Origin of the sequence: Mesorhizobium sp. M1365, assembly GCF_040317865.1 — a bacterium.
Lineage (GTDB): Bacteria > Pseudomonadota > Alphaproteobacteria > Rhizobiales > Rhizobiaceae > Mesorhizobium.
The window spans coordinates 278,678-304,550 of sequence record NZ_JAMYLG010000005.1 but is presented as its reverse complement, the minus strand read 5'-3'; the positions used below and the strand labels follow the sequence as shown (position 1 = coordinate 304,550).

The following is a 25,873-nucleotide window of genomic DNA, read 5'->3' as shown; positions in this document are numbered from 1 at the left end:
GGCGTCGGAACACCACCAACGCCACGCCAGGTCTTCGCTGTCGGCTCGCCGCCGAACGATAATGGCGCCGGCAATTCGCGCTTGTCGCCTGCCTGCAAGCCCAATACCTTGAAGCAAATGCCCAGCCGCGCGGACGCCGCGACGAGCTGGCGACGGAACACTCATCAAAGGAGAATAGCATGACCCGCAAAGCGCTCTGGCTTTCGGCGACTTCGGCGTTTCTGGCAGTTTTTACCTTGGGCGCGCATGCCGAGGATCGCGTCGTCAACGTCTTCAACTGGTCGGACTATATCGACAGTTCGATCATCGACGACTTCACCAAGGAAACCGGCATCAAGGTCGTCTACGACACTTTCGATTCCAACGAGATCCTGGAAACGAAACTGCTCGCCGGCGGCAGCGGCTACGATGTCGTCGTGCCCAGCGGCAATTTCCTTGCACGACAGATCCAGGCGGGTGTGTTCCAGAAGCTCGACAAATCGAAACTGCCGAATATTTCCAACATGTGGGATGTTATTTCGGAGCGGACCAATGAATACGACCCCGGCAACGAATATTCCGTCAACTATATGTGGGGAACGGTCGGAATTGGCTACAACATCAAGAAAGTGCAGGCGGCACTTGGCTCCGACAAGATCGACAGCTGGGATGTTTTCTTCAATCCAGACACACTGAAGAAGCTCAATGATTGCGGCGTTCATGTGCTGGACTCGCCGGCGGACATGATACCGGCTGCATTGAAATATCTCGGTCTTGACCCGAACAGCACGTCTGCCGACGATATCGCCAAGGCCGAGGAGGCACTGCTCAAGATCCGGCCCTACATCCGCAAGTTCCACTCTTCCGAATACATCAACGCCCTGGCCAACGGCGATATCTGCCTGGCGGTCGGCTTCTCGGGCGACATCTTCCAGGCGCGCGATCGCGCCGATGAAGCCAAGCAGGGTGTCGAAATCGGCTACTCCGTGCCGAAGGAAGGGGCGCAGATATGGTTTGATCAGATGGCGATACCGGCCGATGCACCGCACGTCGCCGAGGCACACGAATTTCTCAACTACATGATGAGGCCGGAAGTGATCGCCAAATCATCAAATGCCGTTCTGTACGCCAACGGCAACAAGGCTTCGCAGCAGTTCATCGACAAGGCGATTCTGGAAGATCCTGCGATCTATCCCGACGCCGCGACTATGCAGAAGCTCTACACCGTTTCGCCTTACGATCCCAAGACCCAGCGCATCATCACCCGCACCTGGACCAAGATCGTCACCGGCCAATAGCAACCTGACCAGGGCCCGGCAGCCGTTGCCGGGCCGCTTTCTCATGAGGCAAGCAGCAGGACGGAGTGGGACATGAAATCGCTTGGCAGCATCCGCAGGGATTTTGCGCCATGGAACGATCCGAACGCCAAGCCATACATCCAGTTCGACAACGTCACCAAGAAATTCGGTGAGTTTACAGCGGTCAACAACCTGTCGCTGACCATTTTCGAACGCGAATTCTTTGCCTTGCTGGGGGCCTCAGGCTGCGGGAAATCGACGCTGCTCAGGATGCTCGCCGGCTTCGAGGAGCCGACTGCCGGCCGCATCCTGCTCGACGGCCAGGATCTGCGCGGCATTCCGCCCTACCGACGGCCGGTCAACATGATGTTCCAGTCCTACGCCTTGTTTCCGCACATGACGGTCGAGAACAACATTGCCTTCGGCCTCAAGCAGGAAGGCATGGCCAAGGCCGACATCGACAAGCGCGTCGCCGAGATGCTGAAGCTGGTCAAGCTCGAGCAGTTCGCCAAGCGCAAACCGCACCAATTGTCGGGCGGCCAGCGCCAGCGCGTTGCACTCGCCCGCTCGGTGGCCAAGCGGCCGAAAGTCCTGCTGCTCGACGAGCCGCTTGGTGCGCTGGACAAGAAGCTGCGCGAGGAGACCCAGTTCGAGCTGATGGACCTGCAGCAGAACCTCGGCCTCACCTTCGTCGTTGTCACCCATGATCAGGAAGAGGCGATGACGATGGCCGACCGCATCGCCATCATCGACAAGGGCGAGGTGATGCAGGTGGCGACGCCGGCCGAGGTCTACGAGGCGCCGGGTTCCCGCTTCGTCGCCGGCTTCGTCGGCAATGTGAATATGTTCGACGGCAAGATCGCGGCTGGCGAGGCCGGCAGCGCGAGCATCGATGCCGGCAACGGCATCACCATCCGGACCGAAAATGCCGGCAGTGCCGCGGCCGGGACATCCGTCACCTTCGCCATCAGGCCGGAGAAGATCAAGGTGTCCTCCATAAAACCGGCCGGTGCCGTCAACGCCATCGAGGGCGAGGTCTACGACATAGCCTATCTCGGCGACATGACCGTCTATCACGTCAGGCTGAACGACGGTCAGGTGGTGCGGGCGAGCACCATGAACGCGGCACGTCTCACCGAGGACCCATTGACCTGGAACGACCGCGCCTGGGTTTCTTTCCGCCCCGACGCCGGCGTCGTCCTGACACGGTAGAGACTGATCATGTCCGCTGTCACTGCCGCAACAAGCTCTCCGGCAAGCGCTGCCGGCAAATCCGCCTTGGTCAGGCTGGGAGCGGCGTTCGTTAGCCGGCTCGTCATCATCATCCCCTACCTCTGGCTGCTGTTCTTCTTTCTCGTCCCTTTCATCATTGTCTTCAAGATTTCGCTGTCGCAGACGGCGATCGCCATGCCGCCCTACACGCCGGTGCTTGATTTCCGCAGCGGCATTTCCGGGTTTATTTCAGGATTCGGCGCACTGAATTTCGACAACTATACCTGGCTGACGCAGGATGCGCTTTACTTCAATGCCTATGTGACGAGCGTCATCGTCGCCGCCATCTCGACGGTCCTGACATTGCTGGTCGGCTATCCCATAGCCTATGGCATGGCGCGCGCCCCAGCGACGATTCGCCCGACCTTGCTGATGCTGGTGATCCTGCCGTTCTGGACCTCGTTTCTGATCCGTGTCTACGCCTGGATCGGCATCCTCAAGCCCGAGGGCCTGCTCAACCAGCTGCTGCTCGCCACCGGCATCATCAGCCAACCGCTGATCATCCTCAACACCTATACGGCGATCTTCATCGGCATCGTCTACTCCTATCTGCCGTTCATGGTGCTGCCGCTCTATTCGTCCTTGGAGAAGATGGACCATTCTCTGATCGAGGCCGCCAAGGATCTCGGCTGTCCGCCGACCAGCGCCTTTTGGAAGATCACCTTCCCCCTGTCGCTGCCCGGCGTCATCGCTGGCTGCCTGCTGGTGTTCATTCCCGCCGTCGGCGAGTTCGTCATTCCCGACCTGCTCGGCGGCTCGCAGACGCTGATGATCGGCAGGACGCTGTGGAACGAGTTCTTCGCCAACCGTGACTGGCCGGTGTCGTCCGCGGTTGCCGTCATCTTGCTGCTGCTGCTGATCGTGCCGATCATGCTCTTCCAGCGAGCCCAGGCGCGCGCCCAGGAGCAGGACCAATGAACGCGACCTGGAGCCGCTTCAACATCACGTCGATCGTGCTCGGCTTTGCCTTTCTTTACCTGCCGATCGTCCTGCTCGTCGTGTTCTCTTTCAACGAATCGAAGCTGGTCACCGTCTGGGGTGGCTTCTCGACGAAATGGTACGTGTCGCTGTTCCACAACCGGGGTCTGATGGACGCCACCTGGGTGACGGCCCGCGTCGGCGTCATCTCGGCAAGCGTGGCGACCGTGCTCGGCACGCTGGCGGCGCTCACCTTGACACGCTACACGCGCTTTCGCGGCCGGCTTCTGTTTTCCGGCATGGTGTTTGCGCCGCTGGTCATGCCGGAAGTCATCACCGGCCTGTCGCTGCTGCTGCTCTTCGTCGCCGTCGGCCTCGACCGCGGCTTTCTCACGGTGACGCTTGCCCACACCACGCTAACCATGTGCTTCGTTGCGGTGGTGGTTCAGTCGCGCCTGATCACTTTCGATCGTTCGCTGGAAGAGGCCGCGATGGACCTCGGCGCGCCACCGGTGAAGACCTTCTTCCAGATCACGCTGCCGGTCATCATGCCGGCTATCGTCTCCGGCTGGATGCTGGCCTTCACGCTGTCGCTCGACGATTTGGTTATTGCCAGCTTCACCTCGGGACCCGGCGCCACGACGCTGCCGATGAAGATCTACAGCCAGGTCCGCCTTGGCGTGACGCCGGAAATCAACGCAGCCTGCACCATCTTGATCGCGGTCGTCGCAGTTGGCGTGATCATCGCTTCGCTCGCAAACAAACGCCGCGAGGTGCAGCGCCAACGCGACGAGCAGGCCGCGCAGCGCGGTTGATGCTGCTGCTGCTTACTCTCCCGAAACGCCGCGGCTTATCGGCGAGATGAACGGCGTGCTCCAGGTGCCGCCGACGAAGAACGACGACTGATTGGGTCCCTGGCCGTTCGTCTGCGTGGCAGCCTGGCTCGGCTGGACGATGCCGCCGGACAGCGCCAGCCCGCGTCCGGCATAGGATGCGATGCCGGAAAGCCAGATCTTGTATTGCGCGGAATTCACCTCGGCCTTGTCGATGCGCGCCACGCCGTTCGAAATGCTCGCCTTGAGCTCGGCCCCGTCGATCGGCAGCGTTCCGTCCGAGACGTCGTCCAGCGCGAAGAATCCGCCCTGTTCGGTGTGCTTGAGGAACGCCGGCAGGTTAAGCCGGCTCAGCGCACCCGCGCCGAACGTCGCCGACAGCGAGCCATTGGCGTTTTCGAAAATCGAGTCCCAGGTTCTGCCAGGCCCCTTGAGGATGACCGAAACGGTTCCAGTGCCGATCGGCACCAGCCGCGTCATCCCGGCCGCGGTGCCGAAAGCGCCGCCGTCGATATCGGAAGCAAGCAGCCGGATCTCGACTTCCGTGCCGGCGGGCTTGCGGTCGAAACGGACGCTGCTCTGGACGTTGCCGCCAAAGGCGGATGCATCCGAGATGTCGAAGACGGCAAGGCCGTTCTTGACCTGGGCAGTGGCGGCGACGTCGGCAAGCTGGATGGCGCCGGCGGTGGCATGCGCCGCCGACAGCCTGAGATCGAGATTGATCCGGTCGGCGAAGCTTGTGTCGATTTCGCCCGGGCCGGTGCCGCCGGCGGATGGTACCGGCGTAAAGGCGGAGAGAAATGATCTGAGGTCGAGCGTATCGAAGGCAAGTGTGCCGGAGATCACCGGCAGTGCCTCACCATAGGTGAAGTCCAGCGCACCCATTCCCGGGTTGTTGTCGAGGGTCAGGGCCGTGTTTTCAAATTTGACGCGCCCGGCCGTCGCCGTGATCTTGCTTGAAACCGAGATCGAGCCGATTGCGGCACCGGGCGCGATGCCGGCCTGCGACCATTCGAGCACGCGTCGGAGCGAAGGTGCGGCGAATTTCGCCTGGCCGTCGAAATAGCCGTTCTCCGACATGCTGGCACGGCCGTCGAACGAAAAACTGGCCGGTGCCGCCTTGAAGGAAAATGTGGCCGGTGCTGTGCCGCCACCAAACAGCACGAGCGGGTTCGGCGATGCTGCGTCGATGGCAACACTTTCGCCGCGCCATATCCCGGTCGCCGACAGCGTCGCATTGCTATTCATCGCGGCCCAATTCGCCTGGCCGCTCAGGCTGCTCAATATCTCCTGGTCCTTGCCGCCGATGGCAGCCACTACGCGGCCGTCCCTGAACTCGACTGTGCCGAACGGATCTGTCGGCAGCTTGCCGAGATCCGGCTTGGCTGGATTTGTGTTGATCACCGCGCGGGCAGCATCGATCGAACGCGCAATGCGCCCACCGCTGGGAATCACAGGCAGGAAAAACCCGCTCGCGGTACGCTGAACCCGGATCGTCGGTCGTACCAGCCGCGCCGTCGAAAACACCACATCGCCACGCAGCGCCGCCATCGCTGAGAGGTCGACCTCGACCCGTTCGGCCTCGACCACGGGCGGCGCATCCGTCTCTGTCCATTGCGACAGCGTCACGTCGCTCAGGATCGCCCGGAAATTCGGCCAGACCTCGATACGCGGCGCGCCGTCGATGGTGACCCGGAAACCGCTCCACGCGCTCATTTCCCACGCGATACGGTCGCGTACGATGCGGGTCGAGGCGATCAACGGCAAGGCTGCGACAACCAGCGCGATGACGATGACGGCTGCGCCGATCGCCCATATTCCGCGTCGGATCAAAGGTGATGGCATATCGCCCCGTATGCTTCCATTCCGACAAAATCGCCCGACGGGTGTAACCGACGGCTGACGCATTTCAAGTCTTTATGGCCCGGCGATGGCATTTGCGCACACGCTGACCGGCGCGGTCCAACAAAATCTTGCTCTGCTGCATCGCGATATGCATAAGCGATGCAGCCTACGGAGAAACAATGATGGCTGACGACGCACCGCTCTGGATCCCGACGCAAGAGCAGATCGACGCGGCGCCGATGACCGCCTTCATGAATGCCGCGGCGAACATGGCCGGCAAGGTTTTCTCCTCCTATGCCGACCTGCATCGCTGGTCGATCGATGATCGCGAGACCTTCTGGAGCCTGGTCTGGGACTTTTGTGGCATCGTCGGCGACAAGGGCGAACGCGTGCTGGTCGATGGCGACAAGATGCCCGGCCCGACCTTCTTTCCTGAGGCAAAGCTGAACTTCGCCGAGAATCTCCTCAAGAAAACCGGGCTTGGCGACGCAATCGTCTTTCGCGGCGAGGACAAGGTCGAGCGGCGGCTGTCCTGGAACGAGCTGCATGCGCTGACCTCGCGACTGCAGCAGCTTTTCCTGTCGCTCAAGGTGAAGAAGGGCGACCGCATCGCCGCGATGATGCCCAACATGCCGGAGACCGTTGCTGCGATGCTGGCGGCCGCCTCGATCGGCGCGGTCTGGTCGTCCTGCTCCCCAGATTTCGGCGAGCAGGGAGTTCTCGACCGGTTCGGCCAGATCGAGCCTGTCGTGTTCATCGCGCCGGACGGCTACTGGTACAATGGCAAGGCGATCGAAGTCGCCGACAAGATCGCGGCCGTGGCGGGCAAGCTCGCCACCGTCCGTAAAGTCCTCATTGTCGACTATCTCGGCACCTCGCTCGACGTCGCCGCAACCATCGGCAAGGCGGCTGCGCTGGAAGAGGCGCTGTCACCCTTTGCCGCAAGGCCTGTCGCCTACGAAAGGCTGCCGTTTTCGCATCCGCTGTACATCCTGTTTTCATCGGGCACGACCGGCATTCCCAAATGCATTGTCCATTCGGCCGGCGGAACGCTGATCCAGCACGTCAAGGAAGAACGGCTGCATGCCGGCCTGCTCGACGGCGACCGCTTCTTCTACTTCACCACCTGCGGCTGGATGATGTGGAACTGGCTGGTGTCGGGCCTGGCATCGGGCGCCACCTTGCTGCTCTACGACGGCTCGCCGTTCTACCCGGACGGCAATGCGCTGTTCGACTTCGCCGATGCCGAAAAGATGACCTATTTCGGCACCTCGGCCAAATTCATCGATTCCGTGCGCAAGGCCGGCCTGAAGCCGATCCGCACGCATGATCTTTCCAGCGTGCGCACCATCTCATCGACCGGCTCGCCGCTATCGCCGGAAGATTTCCGCTTCGTCTATGAAGGCATCAAGAAGGACGTGCATCTGGCTTCGATTTCCGGCGGCACCGATATCGTCTCCTGCTTCGTGCTCGGCGTGCCGATCGAACCGGTATGGACCGGCGAGATCCAAGGGCCCGGGCTCGGCCTTGCCGTCGATGTCTGGGCCGATGACGGCCGCCCGCTCCGCCAGGAGAAGGGCGAGCTCGTCTGCACCAAGGCGTTTCCGGCAATGCCGATCGGCTTCTGGAACGACCCTGACGGCAGGAAATACAAAGCCGCCTATTTCGAACGTTTCGACGATGTCTGGTGCCACGGCGATTTCGCCGAATGGACCGTCCATGGCGGCCTGATCATCCATGGCCGTTCCGACGCCACGCTCAATCCGGGCGGTGTCAGGATCGGCACGGCGGAGATCTACAATCAGGTCGAGCAGATGCCGGAAATCCTCGAAGCGCTGTGCATCGGCCAGGATTTCGACAATGACGTGCGTGTCGTGCTGTTCGTGCGGCTGGCGGCGGGCGTTGAGCTCGATGCCGAGCTGGAAAAACGCATCCGCGCGAAAATCCGCACCGGGGCGAGCCCGCGCCACGTGCCGGCCAAGATCGTCGCCGTCAGCGATATTCCGCGAACCAAATCGGGCAAGATCACCGAGCTCGCGGTACGCGACATGGTGCACGGCCGCGCCATCAAGAACAAGGAAGCGCTCGCCAATCCCGAAGCGCTCGAGCTGTTCCGCAACCTGCCGCAGCTTGCCGACTGACCCCGGGATCCAAGGTAGGAGCTGTTTTGAGGTCTCCGGTATCGTTAACAAATTATCTCTTCGGAATTTACCTAGATTTCATGAGTGGTACACATTGGTAAATTTTCCGGCGTGCCGGTAAGGATTTGTTAAGGCCCGGCATCAATAGTCGTGCGTAACTTGAGGGAGAAATCCCGTTCCTCTTAGCCCCGAGAGGATCTGATTCGCTCAAGCCCCGTTGTGACAGCAATCCTATCATTCAAGGCGTCCTGTTGGACGCCTTTTTTCTTTGCGCAACCATAGCTAACCGGCGAGCACGCGGGTCGAGGGAAAGGCGACTTCGACCAGGGTTCCCTCGCCGGGCGTCGAGTTGATGGTGAACCGGGCCCGGTTCGCTTCGACCATCGCCTTGGTCAGCGGCAGCCCAAGACCCGTGCCGTCGCCACGGCCGCGCTTCAGCGCATTGATCTGCTTGAACGGCTTCAGCGCCTGCTCGATCTCGGACTGGCTCATGCCGATGCCGGTATCGCGCACGCGCATGACGACATCGCCGGAGATCTCGTAAGCCGTCGACACGATCACCTGGCCGCCAGCCTGCGTGTAGCGGACGGCGTTCGACAGGATGTTGAGCGCGATCTGCCGCACGCTGCGCAGATCGGCCACCACTTCCGGCAGCCGCGAGGCGAAGCTGGAGCGGATGATGACGCGTTCCCGGTTGGCTTGCGGCTGCATCATCGCCACGGTTTCGGCCAGTGTGTCGTTAAGCGACACCGCCTCATAGGCCATCTCCTGCTGGCCGGCCTCGATTTTCGAAATGTCGAGCAGGTCGTTGACCAGGTCGAGAACGTGGTTGCCCGAACGGTTGATGTCGCGCAGATAGTCGCGATAACGGTCATTGGCCACCGGCCCGAATTTCTCGTCGACCATCAGCTCGGAAAAGCCGATTATGGCGTTGAGCGGCGTGCGGATCTCGTGGCTGATGCGGGCCAGAAAATCGGTCTTCTGCGACGAAGCGCGTTCGGCGACTGCGCGCGCCTGGGTCAAGTCCTCTTCGGCCCGCTTCCACTGGGTGATATCGCGCACCACCGCACAGAAGCCGCTGTCGTTGGGCAGCCTGCCGATAGTCATGAACAGCGGAATGAAACGCCCCTGCGCCTCGCGCCCGATCACCTCGCGGCCATCGTTCATCACGCTTGCAACGCCGGGCTCCGACAACCCCTCGAGATAGTCACGCGCCGCGCGCTGGCTTTCGATCGCAAACAGCGAGACGAACGGTTTGCCGGTCACCTCGTCGCTGTCGAAGCCGAACAGCGCTTCCGCCGGACGGCTAATTGAACGGATCGTTCCGTTACGGCCGATCAGCACGACGCCGTCGGTGGCGGTGTCGATGATAGTGCGCATTTCGGCAATGCGTGCCTTGAGCTCGGAAACATCCGGCTGCGTTTGGTCTTCGGCGGCGCCATGTGGAATGGCTGCTGCCTCGTCGTCGCCGGAACGACGTACGACCAGCATCAGCGCCTTGCCGTTTCCCCAGGGCACGGAGCGTAAAATCGCATCGATCGGAAACTCCTGACCTTCGCGCGTTTTCAGCCGCAGAGCGCGGTCGCCGCCGTCCGAACTGCCGTCGTCGGCATAAGGGTCGGCAAACAGCGCGCCGAGCCCGCCGGCCTCGTCCAGGGAATTGAGCGTCGCATAGCCGGTCAAGCCGAGGAATTCGTCGTTCGCGTAATGCAGCTGATCGCCGGAATGGATAAGCACCGGCACTGGCAGCTTGCCGAGGATCGAGGTATCCGGCCCCGTGTTGTCCTCTCCGGCAAACGCCGACGGCACGAAGCCGTCGAGTTTGAGCGGTGGTGCCTGCGGCCGCTCGACGGGCGGCACCTGGCCGGCAGCATCGGCTGCGGCTGCGCTGTCCTCGGACCAATCCTCGCTGTCCTCGGCGTCACGGAAGTCTTCGGCCGTCATGCTGTCGTCGTCGCCATCCCGCGGCGCTTCGGCGACGATCGTTCGACGGTTCGTGCTGGGCTCAACGCCTTCCTGCGCCTCATCGCTGGGTTCGCGGTCGGCATAGTCGAGCAGCGATCCGGAAACAGGGCGTGTGACGGGTTCGCCGGCTTGCGCCTCTGCTTCCGCCTCATCCGGCTGCTCGCCGTCAAGTCGGGCGAGGTCCTTCTGGTCCTCGGCATCGGCCTCGGGCGGTTCGGCGGCAGCCGCCTCGCTTTCCGGACCTTGCGCCGGCATCTCACCCTTGTCCGCCAGCCCGGCTTCTTTCAGCTTTGGCTCGTCGGCCTTGCCGGCTGCCTCGACTTTCTCAACCGGCTTCTGCTTTCCGGCGCTGGGCTGCTCTTCGGCCGGGGTGCTGTCCTTCTTGAGACGCTCGCCAATCTCGCGAAACGCGCTGCGTTCCAGCGTCGACAGGCCCTTGTCGTTGGCCGGCTGCCGGTGCTCGGCCAGCCGGATCACCTTGTCGGCAAAGCGCCGCTCGGGTTTTGGCACGATGGTCAATGCCGGCACTTCGCCCCTGAACGGATCGGCGGGTTTAGGTGTCTCGGGGAGAGGTTCGACGGCTTTCGGCCCGATGGTCGCGGCAGGTTTCTCCTCGGCGACAAGGGCCATGCCGACGGCATCCGGATCGACCACCGCATCGCCGCTCCTGGCCACGCCGAAACCGCGAAAACCTTCGAAAACGCGGCTGCGGCTGTAAACCGGGAGCGCCGCCAGATCGACGGGTATCTTCAGATCGGTGCCGGCGACCGGCCACAGCACGGAGCGGCCGGACCAGGTGTCGCGCCGTTCGAGCAGGCCGGCAATCTCGCCAGAAGCATCGAGGCCATAGGCGGCCGAAACATCCTCGAAGCGGCGGCCGATCACGTCGGCGGCAGGCTTGCCGACGAGCTCGGCAAATTCCGGCGACAGGGCGCTGAAATGGCCCTCCGCGTCGGTACGCCAGACGAAACGCATGGGCGCGGCGGTGCGATCGATCGCCGAAGCGCGGTGTTCGGCCGGGGAGGCGGCTTTGGTGGCTTTTGCGGCGCTTTCCGGCGAAGTATCCGCGCTGGCTGGGGTCTCGACTTCGCCGGACACAGCTGCCCCGGGCGGGACCTGCGTGTCGTCGCCGGCATTGAAGTACCAATGGTCATGCTGCGTCGGCGTTTCGCCAACCGTGCGGTGATCGTCGGCCGCGTCGGCAGGTTCGTGCTCCGCCGATGCTGAGGTGCCTTCCATCGCTGCAAGGTCGATCTCCGCCGCGCCGCTGCTGGCGATCGGCTGCTCGTTGTCCTGGTCCGTTGGCTGGGGAAGATCGCCACCGCTCGGTGCCGCTGCCGCCTCGGTTTCCCCGCCGGCGCGTTCGCCATCGGGAGCCTCGCCGTCAAGCCGGTCCTCGTCGATCACCACCAGCAGGTGCCGCTCTTCCGTCAGCCGGGCAAGGCCCGCGGGATAGGAGCTGGACCCACCCGGAACCAGGCGCTTGACGATGCGGTCGCTCTCGTTCGCCACGTCGGCGACAAGCGCGGCCAGCGTCTCAGGCCGGATGCCGAGCGCCGAAAAGCCGTCCGATGCGGCGTCGATATTGCCCTTGGCATCGACAAAGGCGATGTAGTGGCCGTCTTCCGTAAAGCCACCGATGGCGCGGTCGGCGATCTCGGCCGCGCTGCGCGAGCCGGTCTGCGCCGCCGGCAGCGCCAGCATGATTGCTTCCTCGCCATCGGGCATGGTCACCGCGCTGGCCAGGAAACCGACGGCGCGGCTGGTCAGGCCGGTCGCCAGCCGGACCGTGATGGCACGGTCGCGGCCGATCTGCGGAAAACCGCTGGTTGCCATGATCTGGCGCCGGGCGATCAGCGGCAACCCTGCCGAGGCGCCGATGATAGCGCCGATGTCCGGATAGCCGAATACCGCCGCGCCGGGCCCGTTGGCCCAGATCACCTGCTCGAGATCTGCCGACAGAATGGCGATCGCGTCGCCTGCGGCGAAGCGCAGGCGGACGGCGTCGAGCACGGCGACGTCAAGGAAGGAGTAGTTTTCAGCCGGCATGCGCTTGGCGACCCTCACAGAGCGGGCAATTTGCGGTTAACGCTTTGTTAATAAAAGCCGACGGCGCGAAGGTCCACAAGTCATAGCGTGCAACCAGCGGAATCTCTAGGCGCGTGGTTAACGCCGCGAACCAAATATTTTATGGTGCGATGCAACAGATATGTTGCAATGCACAAAATTTGCCTTTATATTGCCATGATAGATGAACGAGACGGCATTTTGTCAAAGCCGCTGCCGCTGAAAAGGATGGAAAATGTCCAGGACCAAGACCGCTGAAACGATCGAAAACGTTGAATTCCCGAGCTTCGACGCTTCGAAGGCCACCGACCAGATCCGTGCCTTCGCCGAAAAGGGCGTTGAGCAGTCGAAAGAGGCCTACGCCAAGCTGAAGACCGGCGCCGAGGAGACCCAGAAGGCTCTGGAGTCGACCTATGAGACCGCCAAGTCCGTTTCCAGCGACCTGTCGCTCAAGACCATCGCCGCCCTGCGCGCCAATGCCGAAGCCGGCTTCTCGCATTTCGAAGCGCTGATCGGCGCCAAGTCGCTGTCGGAAGTCGTCGAGTTGCAGACCGCTTTCCTGCGCAAGCGCGTCGAAATGACCGTCGAGCAGGCTAAGGACTTCCAGGCGGTTGCTGCCAAGGCGGCCGAGGACGTATCCAAGCCGATCAAGACCGCCTTCGAGAAGGCCGTGAAAGAAATCAAGATCGCCTAATATTTGCGCACAGTTTGACGATGCATCAAAAGGTCGCATTTCGTCAGACAAATAGATGTGCGATATAGTGGTTCAAGTGAATACCCGGCGGGTGGAACCTCCTCCCTCTGCTCACCGGGGTGACCAGCCAGCACCTCCTCCCGCTGGCTCGTAACAGGAAAAGGCCGGCACCTCCTCCCGCCGGCCTTTTCTTTTGTCCGGCGGAAAATGACTCGATGCCGGAGCGAGCTTTTGCCTTGCCAAAAGCCTTGAATTAAACTCCGATAGCCCGTATGGACGCATCGCCGAACGACAGAGCGGGTCCCGAACGTTTCATCTCGATCCCGCTCAGGCAAACGTGCCGTTGTAGCTCAGATGGTTAGAGCGCCGGATTGTGGATCCGGAGGTCGCTGGTTCGATCCCAGCCAACGGTACCATTCAGCTTTCAGCCAGGTTTCTGACCAATAGCGCCGAGCGTTCACTACGATCCCGTAGCGCTCACCCGCGGTCCCGCGCCTGACGCGCGCCGCGCAGGTGATCCACGAGGGCTCTCAGCTTCGGCGCGATATTTCGTCGGCTTGGGAAATAGAGATAGAAACCCGCAAACGGCGGAAGATAGCCGTCGAGGATTGGCACGAGCTCGCCGCGGTCGAGCCAGGGGCGGAATGTATCGGCCATGCCGAACGTGATCCCGGCGCCCGCAACGGCCAGCCGGATCATCAGCCACATGTCGTTGGTCGTGATCTCGGGCGCGACTGCCACGTCGAACTCGCGCCCGTCCTCGCCGAACTCCCAGCGATAGGGCGAAACTCCCGGCGCCGGCCGCCAGCCGATGCATCGACGTGCCACAAGCTCGCGCGGATGGGCGGGTGCTCCGAACTTTTCGAGATAGCGCGGGGCGCAGACGGCCATCTGTCGCTGATCGCCCGATACCGGCACGGCAATCATGTCCTGCTCGATCACTTCGCCGAGCCTCACTCCCGCATCATAGCCTTCGGCAACGATGTCGAATTCCTCGTCGGTGACCACAATATCCAGATGCACCTCGGGAAATCTTTCTGCAAAGGACGCCAGCAATGGTCCTGACAGAAAGGCCTCTGCGATAGACGAAACCGCGATCCGCAGGCGGCCGCGCGGGCGGTCCAGCAACTCCGTGGTGGCTTCGATTGCCGCGTTCACGTCGGCGATCGCCGGTGCGACGCTCGCCAGCAGGCGCTCGCCCGCTTCGGTCAGGTTGACGCTGCGTGTCGTGCGCTGCAGCAATGCGATGCCAAGGCGCTGTTCAAGCCTGAGGATGCTCTGGCTGACCGCTGAGCGCGTCACGCCCAACCGGTCTGCCGCAGCGCGAAAATTGCGTTCCTCGGCCACGGTGACGAAGACGGCAATTGCATTGAGATCGATGTCCATTGGTTAGCCAAACTTACCATAGAGATTAACGGCGGGCGGCTTATCGCGACAATGCCATGGCTCTATCTCTGTCGCAACGGCAAGAAAGGCTTGATCCCCCGATCCAGGTCGATGCCGGCTGACCAAGGAGATACCCCATGACATCACTGCCTTCCTCCTGGAACCTGGATGGAAAGGTCGCTCTCGTGACCGGCGCGGCACGCGGAATCGGTCGTTGCACGGCGGAGCTGCTGCGTGCGCGCGGGGCCCGGATCGTGGCAAGCGATCTCAGCGACAGCGTACGCGAATTGGAAGCCGAGGATGTGGCAACGCTGGTCGGCGATGTCGCCGACGAGGACCTGGCCAGACGCTCGGTCGAACTCGCCGCGAAGCGCTTCGGACGACTGGATATCGTCGTGAACAATGCCGGTCGCACGCTCAACAAACGACTGACTGAGACCTCGGTCGACGACTATGACCGCATTCTGCAGATCAACGCGCGCGGCAGCTTCGTCACTGCCCGTGCCGCTGTGGAACTGATGGCCGCCGGCGGTGGCGGCGCGATCGTCAATGTCTCGTCGATCTCGGCGGTTGCGGCCTTCGAGACGCAGGCGGCCTATGCCTCGTCCAAGGCGGCTGTCGCACAGCTGACCAAGGTGATCGCGATCGAATACGGGCGCATGGGCATTCGCTGCAACGCCGTTGCCCCTGGCGTGATCGAAACCGACATCATGGAAGGCGTGGTGGAGAATGGCCGGGAGATGCTGCGCAGCTTCGGCGGCGCGCATCCAATCGGCCGGATCGGCCAGCCGCAAGAAGTTGCCGAGGCCATCGCCTTTCTTGCCTCGCCGGCGTCCAGCTTCATCACCGGGGCCTTGCTTCTGGTCGATGGCGGCTACACCGCCCAGTGAGCCCCCCAATAGGGCCGGCGCGCCGCGGGAGCTCACCCGCACCCAATCCCTTCACATCGTGAAAATAATCACAGACCAAAAGGATCATCTCGATGACCATGAACAGAGTTGTTCTGATCACCGGTGCCTCCAGCGGCATCGGCGCTGGCATTGCCCGCGAGCTTGGCGCGGCAGGTGCGAAGCTGATGCTCGGCGCACGCCGCACCGACCGCCTTGAAGCGCTTGCGGCCGAAATCGAGGCATCTGGTGGAACGGTTCGCGTGCGAGCGCTCGACGTCACCAGGAGGGCGGATGTCGCAGCATTCGCCGACGCAGCCCGGGCCGAATGGGGCCAGGTCGATGTCATCGTCAACAATGCGGGCGTCATGCCGCTGTCGGCCATGGCAGCCATGAAGGTCGACGAGTGGGAGCTGATGGTGGACGTCAACATCAAGGGTGTTCTGTACGGCGTCGCGGCGGTTCTGCCCGAGATGACGGCACGCGGCTCCGGTCACATCATCAATATCGGTTCCATTGGCGCACTGGCCGTCTCGCCCACGGCTGCCGTCTATTGCGCAACGAAATACGCTGTCCGCGCGATTTCCGATGGGCTCCGCCAGGAGAGTGACGATATCCGCGTAACCTGCATTCATCCTGGCGTGGTGGAAAGCGAGCTGGCGAACACGATCTCCGACGAAGCCGCTGCCGCCGCCATGAAAAGCTGGCGTGCTATTGCACTGAAACCCGATGCCGTCGCCAGGGCAGTGCGCTATGCAATCGAACAGCCCGACGATGTCGACGTCAACGAGATAGTCGTGCGTCCGACGAAGGCGGCGCATTGATGCGATCCACTTTGGCCGCAGTGCTTACGGGTATTGCCGTTGCTGTAGCTCCAACCGGCCTGACCCTTCCTGCAACTCCAATCCTTGCGGAGGAACCAATGACGCACCAAGCTCATCCCTATGTCGGAATGTGGGTCACCGAGGATCGCCATATCAGGCACGAACTCCTGGCGAACGGCCGTTATGACGAAGCGCGCGGTGACCGCGAAAGCGCCTACCGGGGACGCTATGAAGTGCACGGCAACCACATAGAATACTGGGACGATACGGGCTTCACCGCGGATGGTGAGTTCGTCGAAGGCGTCCTCTATCATGCCGGCATGATCCTTTACCGCCAGCGGTAGAGAGCCACCCTGAGACAAGCACTTCAGGGTTTCCACAAGACGCTATTGCATGCCTTGCATGAGGCGCTCGGCAGCTTGCACGGCAAGGCCCGTCACACCACATATCTCCCAGCAAGCGCGGCGGAAAGAAGCAGGACCGCAAGCAGAGTCGACATTGCAAATGGTTATCACTATATAGCGGCGGCTTTGACGGCTCGCCTCTTACATGGTGCCGGCGAGAGCGCGGTAAATGTGCTAGTCATTGCGACATCTATTGTGATCTAAAACGGCTTGAAAACCGACAAAAAGCAAATAGAAACAATAGCGCGGGTCGAACGAGTTTCCTCGAGAGAATCAGTCCTCAAGAACTAGAACGTGCTCCTTGAACCCTCCATTCCCTTCGGCTCTGTGGACCTCGGACAAGTTCGGCTTGCCGGGCGAAGCCGACTCGGCTCGAATGGCAGCACGCATCTTTTCGAAGATGCCGACGTTTATGATTACCAACCGGCATAGCCGCTAGGGAAACAGCAGTATGAGTGAACACGCAATCGAGTTCTTGCGCGGGTGGATTGGCGAAAAAGTCCACTGCCAGCCCTCGCCAGCCAGGATCGAGAAGCAGGCCGAGACCCTCGCCAGGGAATGTGCGGCCAAGGCCGCCGAAGCCGGCATACCCCTGGAGGATATCCAGGAAGAGGTCGGCGACATTCAGGAGCTCATTGCTTCGAGGCTCGAAGAGGCGGCCGAGGCCGACCAGGACGAGCAGAATTCCAACAAGCCTGCCGGCTGACGGACCGCCCCCCGGCAAAACCTGCCGGGCGAACATTGCCTGTCTGATGCAGTTGCGCGGTCTTATCGCCGCGCAGCTTTGCCAAATCTCTCCTCGAGCCATGCTTCCGGCAACGCTGGCACGAAATTGTCGTCGCGCCCGGTCATGTCTTCATTGGCGACCAGAGCATTGAGGATTGCCTCTTCCACGCTCTGAACGACGGCGTCGAAGAACGGGTTGATGTCGGCATCCGGTATATAGCCGGCGCTGACCAGCTTGCCGGCCGCGCCCCGCGCCGCATCGGCATTGGCCGTGCTGAAGGCCAGAAAAATATCGCCGGATGAATTGTATCCATAGCCGCCGGTCAGCGCGACGCCGAGCGGCAGGCGTTTCGCCAGCCGTTTCAACTGGTGCGGCATGAATGGCGCGTCGGTGGCGACGATCGCGATGATCGAGCTCTTTTCCGCTCGCGGCGTGTTGTCCCGGGTCGCCGGTTCGGCGAGTTCCGCTCCGGCTCTGATGCCACGGATCACGAGGTTCCGCCGTGCACCGAAATTCGACTGGACGAAGCAGCCGATCGTGAAACGCTCTCCATTCCAGTCGACGCTGCGCGAGGATGTGCCGGACCCTGCCTTGAAGCCGAAGGTGATCATGCCTGCGCCGCCGCCGACGCTGCCCTCTTCGATCGGCCCGCTTTCAGCCGTTTCGAGCGCGGAAAACACGTGCTCGAAGCTCACATGGTGGCCGTTGATATCGTTCAGGAAGCCGTCGTAAGTCTCGCCCGCCACCGGCAGCGCCCAGGCGCTGTCGAGCGATTGCGGCAGCACCGCCTGCATCCAGCGCAACGTTGCGTCGCGGCTGACGCCGCAGGAATGCGTGTTGGTGATGGTGATGGGAAGATTGAACGCTCCAAGTTCCTCTATCAGATGCGAGCCGGTCAGTTCGCCATTGCCATTGGCGCTGAACATCCCGGCGAACGCCGGGACGGCCAACTCGCCTCTGGGCCGTGGCAGGATCGCGGTCACGCCGGTGCGTACCGGACCCTTGCCGACGACGAGCGGCCCATCCCCTGAGATCAGTGTCGTATAGCCCACCGTCACGCCAGGCACATCGGTGATGGCGTTGAAGCGGCCCGGCGTTCCATCGAATGGGATCGCGAAGGCGCGGGCGCGCAGTTTGCCCGAGGGCATTGCAAGGTGCGGGTCGGTCATTTCACCCTCAAAGAAGTCTTGGTCACCCTCAGAAGAGCGAACCTTGGCCGCCCGGCGCCTTGAGCTTGGCCGCGGGCTTCGCAACCGTCTTCGGCCGCATCGTGCCACTGATGGCGACTGCATCGGCGGTGCCGTCGGCGAACTCCAGTGAAAGCGCCATCCCCGACACAACTTCTGCCGCGTGCTTGACCACGGCGCCGTCCACATCCTTGACCAGCGCGAAGCCTCGCGCCAGCACGGCCTTGTGCGAGAGCGTCGCCAGCAGCCGGTCGGCCTGCGTCAGTTTTCCACGCAGGCGGTCCAGCCGTCTTGAAATCGCCTGGTCCTGCCGCCGTGTCAGTGCCAGCAGTGCATCGCCTTGCAGTTTCTGCCGTCTGGCGATGGGCGCCGGTGACAGTCTGGTCGCCGTGCGTGAAAGCCGCGCCCGACGCTCGCGCACGATGGCGAAGAAAGCCGCTTGCGCACGGGCGAGGTCGCGGCGGGTCAGCGTGCGGGCTTCGTTCATGCGCCGCGACAAGGTCGCCGGCGTCAGCCGCTGCCCCAGAAGCCTGGCTCGCTTGCGCTCGACGCTGACCGACAGCGCCCGGCCGAGCCGGCTCGTCGCCTCGTCGAAGCGCCGCCGCGGCAGCGCCAGCAACTGGTCGGGCGAGGGCAGCGCCCGGGCGGCCGCGCGTGCCGCCTGCCGCTTGCGTTCGAAATTGCGCGACAGTGCGGTCTTCAACCGCGCGCCAAGGCCGGCAAGCGTCGCTTCGAGGTCGACCTTGACCGGCACGGCGATCTCGGCGGCGCCTGTCGGCGTCGGCGCCCGCACATCCGCAGCCAGATCGATCAATGTCCAGTCGGTCTCGTGGCCGACCGCGGAAATCACCGGAATACCCGAAGCGGCGACGGCCCGGGCGAGCGCTTCGTCGTTGAAGCCCCACAGATCCTCCAGGCTGCCGCCGCCGCGTGCCACGATCAACAGATCGGGCCGCGCGATGGCGCCGTCCCATGGCAGTGCGTTGAAGCCGTTGACGGCAGCGGTCACTTCCGCACCCGCCGTCTCGCCCTGCACCCGCACCGGCCAGACCAGCACGTGCAGTGGAAACCGATCCTTGATGCGGTGGATGATGTCGCGGATGACGGCGCCTGTCGGCGAGGTGACGACGCCGATGACGCAGGGCATGAACGGCAGCCTGCGCTTGCGCGCCGCATCGAACAGGCCTTCGGCCTGCAGCCGGCGCTTGCGCTCGTCCAGCAGCGCCATCAGCGCACCGGCACCGGCCGGCTCGAGATTGTCGATAACGATCTGGTAGTTCGACTTTCCGGGATAGGTGGTGAGCCGGCCGGTGGCGATCACCTCCATGCCTTCCTCCGGACGGAATTTCAGCCGGCTCATTGTGGTCTTCCACACCACGGCGTCGAGCCGCGCGCGATCGTCCTTCAGGCAGAAATAGGCATGGCCGGAGGAATGCGGTCCGCGATAGCCGGAAATCTCGCCGCGCACCCGTACATTGCCGAAGAGGTCCTCGACCGTACGCTTCAGCGCGCCGGAAATCTCGCTCACCGTATATTCGGTAGCGTTGGTGCGTGATTCGGATGCTGCGTCGCTCATCGGCCGATTGGGGGACGATTGCTGGCCGGCGTCAAGGCGGCCGTGTTCGATGTCCGCCCCAATCGCGCGATCACCAGCCCGGCAGGATCTGGTTCGGCTTGGTCCGCTTCATCTTGGCGAAGGCGAGGGCGGCGAAGTCGAACGTGCCGGTCTCCTCGCCGAGTGGCACGGAAATATTGTCGAGGCTCTCCGAAATGTGGCGCGCAAGCGCGTCGACGATCTCCGGCCGCGAGGTCTGACCGCGCATGATGCCGATGCGGCAATCGGGCAGGGCGCCGAAACCATCGGCCTCGCCCAGCACCCGCATGCCGGGCCGCAGGGCGCATTCCGGCAGCACCGAGATCGCCAGGCCGGAAAGCACCGCGGCGGCGATGACGGTGGCAGAGAAGCTGGTGAACAGGATGCGATAGTCGCGGCTCTGCTGATCGAGCACGTCGGCGGCGGCCCGCCGCCAGATGCAGTTCGGCCGGCCGAAGGCCATCGGCAGGATCGGCTGCTCATGCGTCGCATGGTTGGCCGAGGTAACCCACAGCAGCGGTTCGCGCCGCACCACTTCCGACTGGCCGCGCGCGTCGTTGTGCGTCACCAGCGCCAGGTCGAGATTGCCTCGCTTGATGTGTTCGACCAGTCCCGGCGTCGGTTCGCAGATAACGGTCAGTTCGACATGCGGGTTGGAACGGGCAAACCGCGCCATGATCTCTGGCAAGAAGCGATCGGCATAATCGTCCGGCGTGCCGATGCGGATGGTGCCTTCGAGCCGGCGGTCGTCGAAGGCGGCCAGTGTTTCCTTGTTGAGATAGAGCAGCCGCCTTGCGTAGGAGAGCAGTCTGTCGCCTTCCTCGGTCAGCCTGTTGGTGCGGCCGTCTTTTTCGAACAGCGGCTTGCCGATCCGTTCCTCCAGCCGCCGCATCTGCATCGACACCGCAGACTGGGTCCGATGCACCGCTTCCGCCGCGCGGGTAAAGCTGCCGGTGTCGACAATCGAGATGAAGGTCTGCAACTGATCGAGATCGAGCGGCGCTTTCATTGGCCTAATCCATCATTGATGCTGATGCTAAAGATTAGAAACATTCGTTGGATTAATCAATCGCGCCATGGCAAATTCCGATTGTCCACATGAAGCGAATGCATGTCGCCCAAAAGTGGGCACCGGTTTTGGGGCGACGACATGCATCATCTTAGATGAATCGAAGCCGGAATGGCCGCTGTCGCCAGCGCCCGATCGACCGGTTTCGCCCGTTCGAATGTGAAGGAGACCGACATGGCTACGTTTGATTTCGCTACCGAGACCTCGCGCATCACCTCGCGTCCGGCCGTTGCGACGCGCGTGGCCAATGCCGCTGCCAATGTTTACCGCGCCTGGAAAAACCGCCGCGCCTTTTATCGCCTCGGCGAGATGTCGGATGCCGAGCTCGCCGACATCGGCCTGACCCGCGCCGACCTGCACGTCGCTGTCGGTGTACCCTTTGGCCGCGATCCGACAGAGAGGCTTCGCGTCATCGCGGTCGAGCGCGCCGAAACGATCGAGGATATTGCCCGCAAGGTCGTGTGATCGCGTGGGTTTCGCCGTTCGGGCGCGTTGAACCTTTTTGAGGCACGACGCCACCAAGTTACGCAGGCTCCCCACTCCCTGCCGGATCCCCCCCGGCCAGCCTGCGCGCTGCCCGGTCCTCCCAGGACCGGGCTTTCTTTTTTGGGCGGCACTGATGATTGGTTGCCGGTATCTGGTCTAGCGCCGGCCCATGCCCTGCTTGAACTGGTCGAAGATCGACTCCATGCCTTTCTGGTAGTCGTCGCGCTGCTGGGCGCCTGTCTCGAACATCTTGCCGAACAGGTCGTCAAACGGATTTCTCGGCCTGCCGCTCGGATTGGCCTGCGGCTGCGGCGCCTGGGGTTGCTGCGGCGCCTGACGCGGCTGAGACTGCGGTGCGCCACCGCCGAACATGTCCTGCAGTACCTTGCCGAGCGGATTGTCACCATAAGGGTTCTGTGTTTGCTGGGGTTGGTTCTGCGGCTGCTGTGGCTGTGGTGCACCGCCGCCGAACATATCCTGCAGCACCTTGCCGAGCGGATTGTCACCATAAGGGTTCTGCGTCTGCTGCGGCCGGCTTTGCGGCTGCTGCCCGCCGCCGAACATGTCCTGCAGCACTTTGCCCAGCGGGTTGTCGCCGTAAGGGCTCTGCGTCTGTTGCGGCTGCTGTGCGCCGCCGAACATGTCCTGCAACACCTTGCCGAGCGGGTTATCCGTGGGGCCTGCAGGCTGAGGGGCCGGCACCTGGCCGCCGCCGCCCGCCTGCCGCATCATCTGCTCGATGAGCTCGCCAAGCGGATTACCGCCACCGCCTGCCGCATGCATCTGCCCGCCTAGCTGGTTGGTGGTCTGCTTGAACAGCCCGCCCATCATCATCGAGGCGATTGCCGGCAGCATCTGCTGCAACACCTGCTGGCTGACGCCGCTCGCCTGCGCGGCCTGGTTGGCGACGGCCCGCGACAGGTCCTTCGAGCCGAACAAATGGCCGAGAATGCCGTTGCCTTCATTGAGGCCCTGCGGCGAGAAGGCCCGGCTTGCATCGTCGAAATATTTGGCGTGCTGGCCGCTGGCCATCGCCGTCATGAAGGAGCCGAGCCCGTAAGGGTCCGCCGTGTTGCGCTTCAGCCCCTGCGAAAAGGCCGGCAGCAGCGCCGCGACCGCCGCCTGCGTCTGTTGCTGCGAAAGCCCGAACTGCTGGGCCAGCGCCTGCATGCCGTTGCCGTTCTGGGCCTGCGCCAGAATATCGAACAAGGAAGGCATTGATTTCTCCTCCGGGAAAATCCTCGTTGGAGAAGCCTAGTTCGTTTCCATCACCGATTGAAGCGAATTTGCCGGACCATCGGCCAAGCGGATAGCGAAGCGTTAATACGCGTATTCCATGAACACCGGCTCGATCGAGCCGCCCCAGCGTGTGTGGTAGGCCGAGAGCATCTCTTCGGCGCTGGTGGTGCCGCGCGCGACGACCTCGTCCAGCGTGTTGAGGAACGAGGTCTCGTCATAGCCGTCGCGGTTCTTGCGGCCGCGGTTCTTCAGTCCCATGCGCGAGATGACGAGCACGTCGCGGGCGATCTCGCGCAATGTCGTGTTGCGGAAGGGCGCCGAGATGCCCTGTTCCGGCACCGCGTTGCGCATTGCCAGCACTTCGTCGTAGCTCCAGCTCGAGGTCAGCGCCTCGGCCGCGTCGAGCGCAGCCGCATCGTAGAGCAGCCCGACCCAGAAGGCCGGCAGCGCGCAGATGCGCCGCCACGGCCCGCCATCGGCGCCGCGCATTTCGAGAAAGCGCTTCAGCCGCACGTCGGGAAACAGCGTTGACAGATGGTTCGCCCAGTCGCCCATCGTCGGCAGCCCGTCCGGCAGGTCGTTGCGGGCAGCACCCGCCATGAACTGGCGGAAGGTGATGTGCGTCATGTCATGGTACTGGGCGTCGCGGATGACGAAATACATCGGCACGTCGAGCGCCCATTCGACATAATCGGCAAAGCCGAAATCGGGCGAGAAGCAGAATTCGAGCAGGCCGGAGCGCTGATTGTCGGTGTCGCGCCAGATCTCGCCGCGCCAGCTCTGCAGGCCGTTCGGCCGGCTTTCGGTGAAGGGCGAGTTGGCAAACAGCGCCGTCGACAGCGGCTGCAGCTTCAGCGACACCTGCATCTTGCGGCGCATGTCGGCTTCGCTTTCGAAGTCGAGGTTCACCTGGATCGTGCAGGTCCGGTACATCATGTCGAGACCTTTGGTGCCGACCTTGGGCATGTAGCGGGTCATGATCTCGTAGCGCGATTTCGGCATCTTCGGCGTCTCGGCCAGTGACCATTTCGGGCTGCCGCCAAGGCCGAGAAAACGAATGCCCATCGGTTCGGCGATCTCGCGCACCTGCGCCAGATGCGCATTGCCTTCGCGGCAGGTCTGGTGGATCGTCTCCAGCGGCGCGCCGGACAGCTCGAACTGGCCGCCGGGCTCCAGCGAGATCGCGCCCTGGCCGGTCGGCTCGACCAGGCCGATGATGCGGCCGGCATCCATGATCGGGTCCCAGCCGAGTTTGTCCTGCATGCCTTCGAGGATGGCGCGGATGCCGCGCTCGCCGCCATAGGGCACCGGCGCATTGCCGTCGACATAGAACGGGAATTTCTCGTGCTCGGTGCCGATGCGCCATTTGTCGCGCGGCTTGTTGCCTTCGGCCAGATGCTCGACGAGTTCGTCGACGCTTTCTATCGGCCGGAAGTCGGTTGTATCGCGCGCCATAGGAGCCCTCCGCACATGACCCTGAAAATCGGCTTCGATTTTCGGAAGGGATCAGGTGCCCAATCAAATGGTACAGCGTCCTTTACGCGCCCGAAAGGACACGCGGCCACTGCCGGCGCTAGATGGACGAAATGTCAGTAGCCGATCAAGCGAAAAATCCTGAGCCAGCGGGTAATTGGAATTGATCACCAATCGCCGATTGTCGCCTGGATCAGCGCCAGTGCCGCCACCGCCGCCGTATCCGCTCGCAGGATGCGCGGCCCGAGCGGAATCGCGGTAACGAAAGGCAGCGCTCTCAGCATCTTGCGTTCCTCGTCGGAAAAGCCGCCCTCCGGTCCGACCAGCAGACCGAGCTTTCTCTCCCGCACCACCTGCAATGCCGGCAGGGGATTGTTGGTCGATGCATCCTCGTCGCAGAAGATCAGCCGCCGCTCCCGGTCCCAGCCTGCCAGCAGGCGTTCGAATTTTTCCGCTTCGCGCAGCTCCGGCACCGCCAATATGCCGCATTGCTCGGCCGCCTCGACGACATTGGCGCGCAGGCGCTCGATGCCGGGTTTTGCCACTTGTGTATGCTGGGTGATGACCGGCTGCAGGATGCCGGCGCCCATCTCCACCGCCTTTTGCACGAGGTAGTCGAGCCGCCCTTGCTTCAGTGGCGCGAAGCAATAGACGAGATCGGGCAACGGCGGCTGCGGCCGCTGCAATGCCAGCAACTTCAGGCGCAACGCCTTCTTCGACTTCGCCGCGATCGCCGCCGACCATTCGCCGTCGCGCCCGTTGAAGACCAGAATTTCGGCGCCTTCGCCGAGCCGCAGCACGTGCGAGAGATAATGGCTCTGCTGCGGGCCGACGTCGAACTCGATGTCCGGTCCAAGCCCGTCCGGCACGAACAGCCGCTGCATCTTGTAATTGGCGCGCATCGCCGAGGAATGCGGCAACGTCACCCTCGGCGTCAAGCCTCGGCGGAAGGATGCCAGACAGGCTCGTAGCCTTCCTGCAGCACCGAAACAGTTGTCGCTGGCGTGACCAGGCGGATTGGACTGTCGGTAAAACCGCCGAACCCCACCGGTTCGCCATAACCGCCGAAACTCCAGGGCAGCGCGGCGCCGTCAAACAGGACGTACGCCCTGTTTCCTGACGAGATCATCGTGCCGTCCGGCAAGTCCGCAAGCGCTTCCGGTTCCAGTCTCGTCGCCCGCCCGCCCGATGCCAGCCGCTCCTTGTGCAGGCGCTTGTCGAGCTGCGGCGCACGTGGCTCGGCAATGCCGAAGGCGTCGCCGAAACGCCGGACAAAATCCCTGGCCCGCTCGCGCCGGCAGAAGAAGCAGGGACGGTGGCCGGCGGCAAGCGCCGTCACCTCGTCGAGGAAAAACAGCTCGGTCCAGCCGGCCTTGCCGCCAGCCCGGTTGCGCCCCATCGGCTCGCGCCGCACGTTGCCGAATTCGCAGACGCAGATGATCCAGGCTTGCAGCGCCCAGCGCTTCTTCAACAGCGTTCTCGTCTCGGGGTCGTGAATGATGCCGCGATTGCCCATGAACAGGCCGCGCTCCGGCACGGCATGGATGGTGCCGAACGGGTCGATCCGGTTTTGCAGTGGCATAGG

Annotated in this window: 21 protein-coding genes and 1 tRNA gene; 12 read left to right on the top strand and 10 right to left on the bottom strand. The window is 63.0% G+C overall.

Going from position 1 to position 25,873, the window contains the following annotated elements; all coding sequences use genetic code 11:
- The first annotated feature begins 179 nt into the window (after positions 1-179).
- From NKH04_RS09285 to NKH04_RS09270, 4 genes are all read left to right on the top strand, one after another.
- On the top strand, positions 180-1,277 hold the full coding sequence (locus tag NKH04_RS09285) for a polyamine ABC transporter substrate-binding protein (protein WP_352773946.1): 1,098 nt from the start codon (positions 180-182) through the stop codon (positions 1,275-1,277).
- Positions 1,278-1,349: 72 nt separating this feature from the next.
- The gene (locus tag NKH04_RS09280; RefSeq protein WP_352850982.1) at positions 1,350-2,489 is read left to right on the top strand and encodes an ABC transporter ATP-binding protein; all 1,140 of its coding nucleotides are present in this window, start codon (positions 1,350-1,352) and stop codon (positions 2,487-2,489) included.
- A 9-nt stretch (positions 2,490-2,498) separates the two neighbouring features.
- Positions 2,499-3,467 (top strand): ABC transporter permease subunit, encoded by a 969-nt coding sequence (locus NKH04_RS09275; RefSeq protein ID WP_352773950.1) that lies wholly within the window; start codon positions 2,499-2,501, stop codon positions 3,465-3,467.
- Positions 3,464-4,282, top strand: a complete 819-nt coding sequence (locus tag NKH04_RS09270) for an ABC transporter permease (protein ID WP_352773952.1) — start codon at positions 3,464-3,466, stop codon at positions 4,280-4,282. Before NKH04_RS09275 ends, NKH04_RS09270 begins: the two co-directional genes overlap by 4 nt.
- Positions 4,283-4,294: 12 nt before the next feature.
- On the opposite strand, the gene NKH04_RS09265 is transcribed toward NKH04_RS09270, so the two are convergent.
- Positions 4,295-6,145, bottom strand: coding sequence for an AsmA family protein (locus tag NKH04_RS09265; RefSeq protein ID WP_353044246.1), 1,851 nt, complete (start codon positions 6,143-6,145; stop codon positions 4,295-4,297).
- A gap of 182 nt (positions 6,146-6,327) precedes the next feature.
- Here NKH04_RS09265 and NKH04_RS09260 point away from each other — a divergent pair, with 182 nt between their 5' ends.
- Positions 6,328-8,286, top strand: a complete 1,959-nt coding sequence (locus NKH04_RS09260) for an acetoacetate--CoA ligase (protein WP_353044245.1) — start codon at positions 6,328-6,330, stop codon at positions 8,284-8,286.
- A 282-nt stretch (positions 8,287-8,568) separates the two neighbouring features.
- Here the strand turns inward: NKH04_RS09260 and NKH04_RS09255 are convergent, their stop codons facing one another.
- The gene (locus NKH04_RS09255; RefSeq protein ID WP_352773958.1) at positions 8,569-12,300 is read right to left on the bottom strand and encodes a PAS domain S-box protein; all 3,732 of its coding nucleotides are present in this window, start codon (positions 12,298-12,300) and stop codon (positions 8,569-8,571) included.
- A 253-nt stretch (positions 12,301-12,553) separates the two neighbouring features.
- Between NKH04_RS09255 and NKH04_RS09250 the strand changes: the two genes are divergently transcribed.
- Together NKH04_RS09250 and NKH04_RS09245 are read left to right on the top strand one after the other, a co-directional pair.
- Positions 12,554-13,012, top strand: a complete 459-nt coding sequence (locus NKH04_RS09250) for a phasin (protein ID WP_254819298.1) — start codon at positions 12,554-12,556, stop codon at positions 13,010-13,012.
- A 339-nt stretch (positions 13,013-13,351) separates the two neighbouring features.
- Positions 13,352-13,428: transfer RNA gene (locus NKH04_RS09245), tRNA-His, on the top strand.
- A 61-nt stretch (positions 13,429-13,489) separates the two neighbouring features.
- Here the strand turns inward: NKH04_RS09245 and NKH04_RS09240 are convergent.
- A complete protein-coding gene (locus NKH04_RS09240; RefSeq protein WP_352616690.1) occupies positions 13,490-14,398 on the bottom strand; it encodes a LysR family transcriptional regulator in 909 nt (302 codons plus the stop codon).
- Between the two features lie 137 nt (positions 14,399-14,535).
- Here NKH04_RS09240 and NKH04_RS09235 point away from each other — a divergent pair, with 137 nt between their 5' ends.
- The 4 genes from NKH04_RS09235 (at position 14,536) to NKH04_RS09220 (ending at position 17,219) form a co-directional block, all read left to right on the top strand.
- A complete protein-coding gene (locus NKH04_RS09235) occupies positions 14,536-15,288 on the top strand; it encodes an SDR family NAD(P)-dependent oxidoreductase (protein ID WP_352616693.1) in 753 nt (250 codons plus the stop codon).
- A gap of 92 nt (positions 15,289-15,380) precedes the next feature.
- The gene (locus NKH04_RS09230; protein WP_352773961.1) at positions 15,381-16,109 is read left to right on the top strand and encodes an SDR family oxidoreductase; all 729 of its coding nucleotides are present in this window, start codon (positions 15,381-15,383) and stop codon (positions 16,107-16,109) included.
- A complete protein-coding gene (locus NKH04_RS09225) occupies positions 16,109-16,453 on the top strand; it encodes an Atu4866 domain-containing protein (RefSeq protein WP_352472700.1) in 345 nt (114 codons plus the stop codon). The genes NKH04_RS09230 and NKH04_RS09225 overlap by 1 nt, the downstream gene beginning before the upstream one ends.
- Positions 16,454-16,964: 511 nt before the next feature.
- The gene (locus NKH04_RS09220) at positions 16,965-17,219 is read left to right on the top strand and encodes a DUF768 domain-containing protein (protein ID WP_023719384.1); all 255 of its coding nucleotides are present in this window, start codon (positions 16,965-16,967) and stop codon (positions 17,217-17,219) included.
- Positions 17,220-17,281: 62 nt separating this feature from the next.
- On the opposite strand, the gene NKH04_RS09215 is transcribed toward NKH04_RS09220, so the two are convergent.
- The 3 genes from NKH04_RS09215 to NKH04_RS09205 all read right to left on the bottom strand — a co-directional run bounded on the left by NKH04_RS09215 (position 17,282) and on the right by NKH04_RS09205 (position 21,030).
- Complete coding sequence (locus NKH04_RS09215; protein ID WP_352616697.1) at positions 17,282-18,409, bottom strand: DmpA family aminopeptidase; 1,128 nt, start codon at positions 18,407-18,409, stop codon at positions 17,282-17,284.
- Positions 18,410-18,437: 28 nt separating this feature from the next.
- Complete coding sequence (xseA, locus tag NKH04_RS09210) at positions 18,438-20,003, bottom strand: exodeoxyribonuclease VII large subunit (RefSeq protein ID WP_352541773.1); 1,566 nt, start codon at positions 20,001-20,003, stop codon at positions 18,438-18,440.
- Between the two features lie 70 nt (positions 20,004-20,073).
- The gene (locus NKH04_RS09205; RefSeq protein WP_023680469.1) at positions 20,074-21,030 is read right to left on the bottom strand and encodes a LysR substrate-binding domain-containing protein; all 957 of its coding nucleotides are present in this window, start codon (positions 21,028-21,030) and stop codon (positions 20,074-20,076) included.
- 234 nt (positions 21,031-21,264) lie between these two features.
- On the opposite strand from NKH04_RS09205, the gene NKH04_RS09200 reads away from it, so the two are divergent.
- A complete protein-coding gene (locus NKH04_RS09200; RefSeq protein WP_352616701.1) occupies positions 21,265-21,555 on the top strand; it encodes a DUF1127 domain-containing protein in 291 nt (96 codons plus the stop codon).
- 177 nt (positions 21,556-21,732) lie between these two features.
- On the opposite strand, the gene NKH04_RS09195 is transcribed toward NKH04_RS09200, so the two are convergent.
- From NKH04_RS09195 to NKH04_RS09180, 4 genes are all read right to left on the bottom strand, one after another.
- Positions 21,733-22,794, bottom strand: coding sequence for a DUF937 domain-containing protein (locus NKH04_RS09195; RefSeq protein ID WP_352616703.1), 1,062 nt, complete (start codon positions 22,792-22,794; stop codon positions 21,733-21,735).
- A gap of 102 nt (positions 22,795-22,896) precedes the next feature.
- The gene (locus NKH04_RS09190; protein ID WP_352773963.1) at positions 22,897-24,270 is read right to left on the bottom strand and encodes a glutamate--cysteine ligase; all 1,374 of its coding nucleotides are present in this window, start codon (positions 24,268-24,270) and stop codon (positions 22,897-22,899) included.
- A 185-nt stretch (positions 24,271-24,455) separates the two neighbouring features.
- Positions 24,456-25,190, bottom strand: coding sequence for a 16S rRNA (uracil(1498)-N(3))-methyltransferase (locus NKH04_RS09185; RefSeq protein WP_352472734.1), 735 nt, complete (start codon positions 25,188-25,190; stop codon positions 24,456-24,458).
- 32 nt (positions 25,191-25,222) lie between these two features.
- The gene (locus NKH04_RS09180; protein WP_352616707.1) at positions 25,223-25,870 is read right to left on the bottom strand and encodes a hypothetical protein; all 648 of its coding nucleotides are present in this window, start codon (positions 25,868-25,870) and stop codon (positions 25,223-25,225) included.
- Between the last annotated feature and the right edge of the window lie 3 nt (positions 25,871-25,873).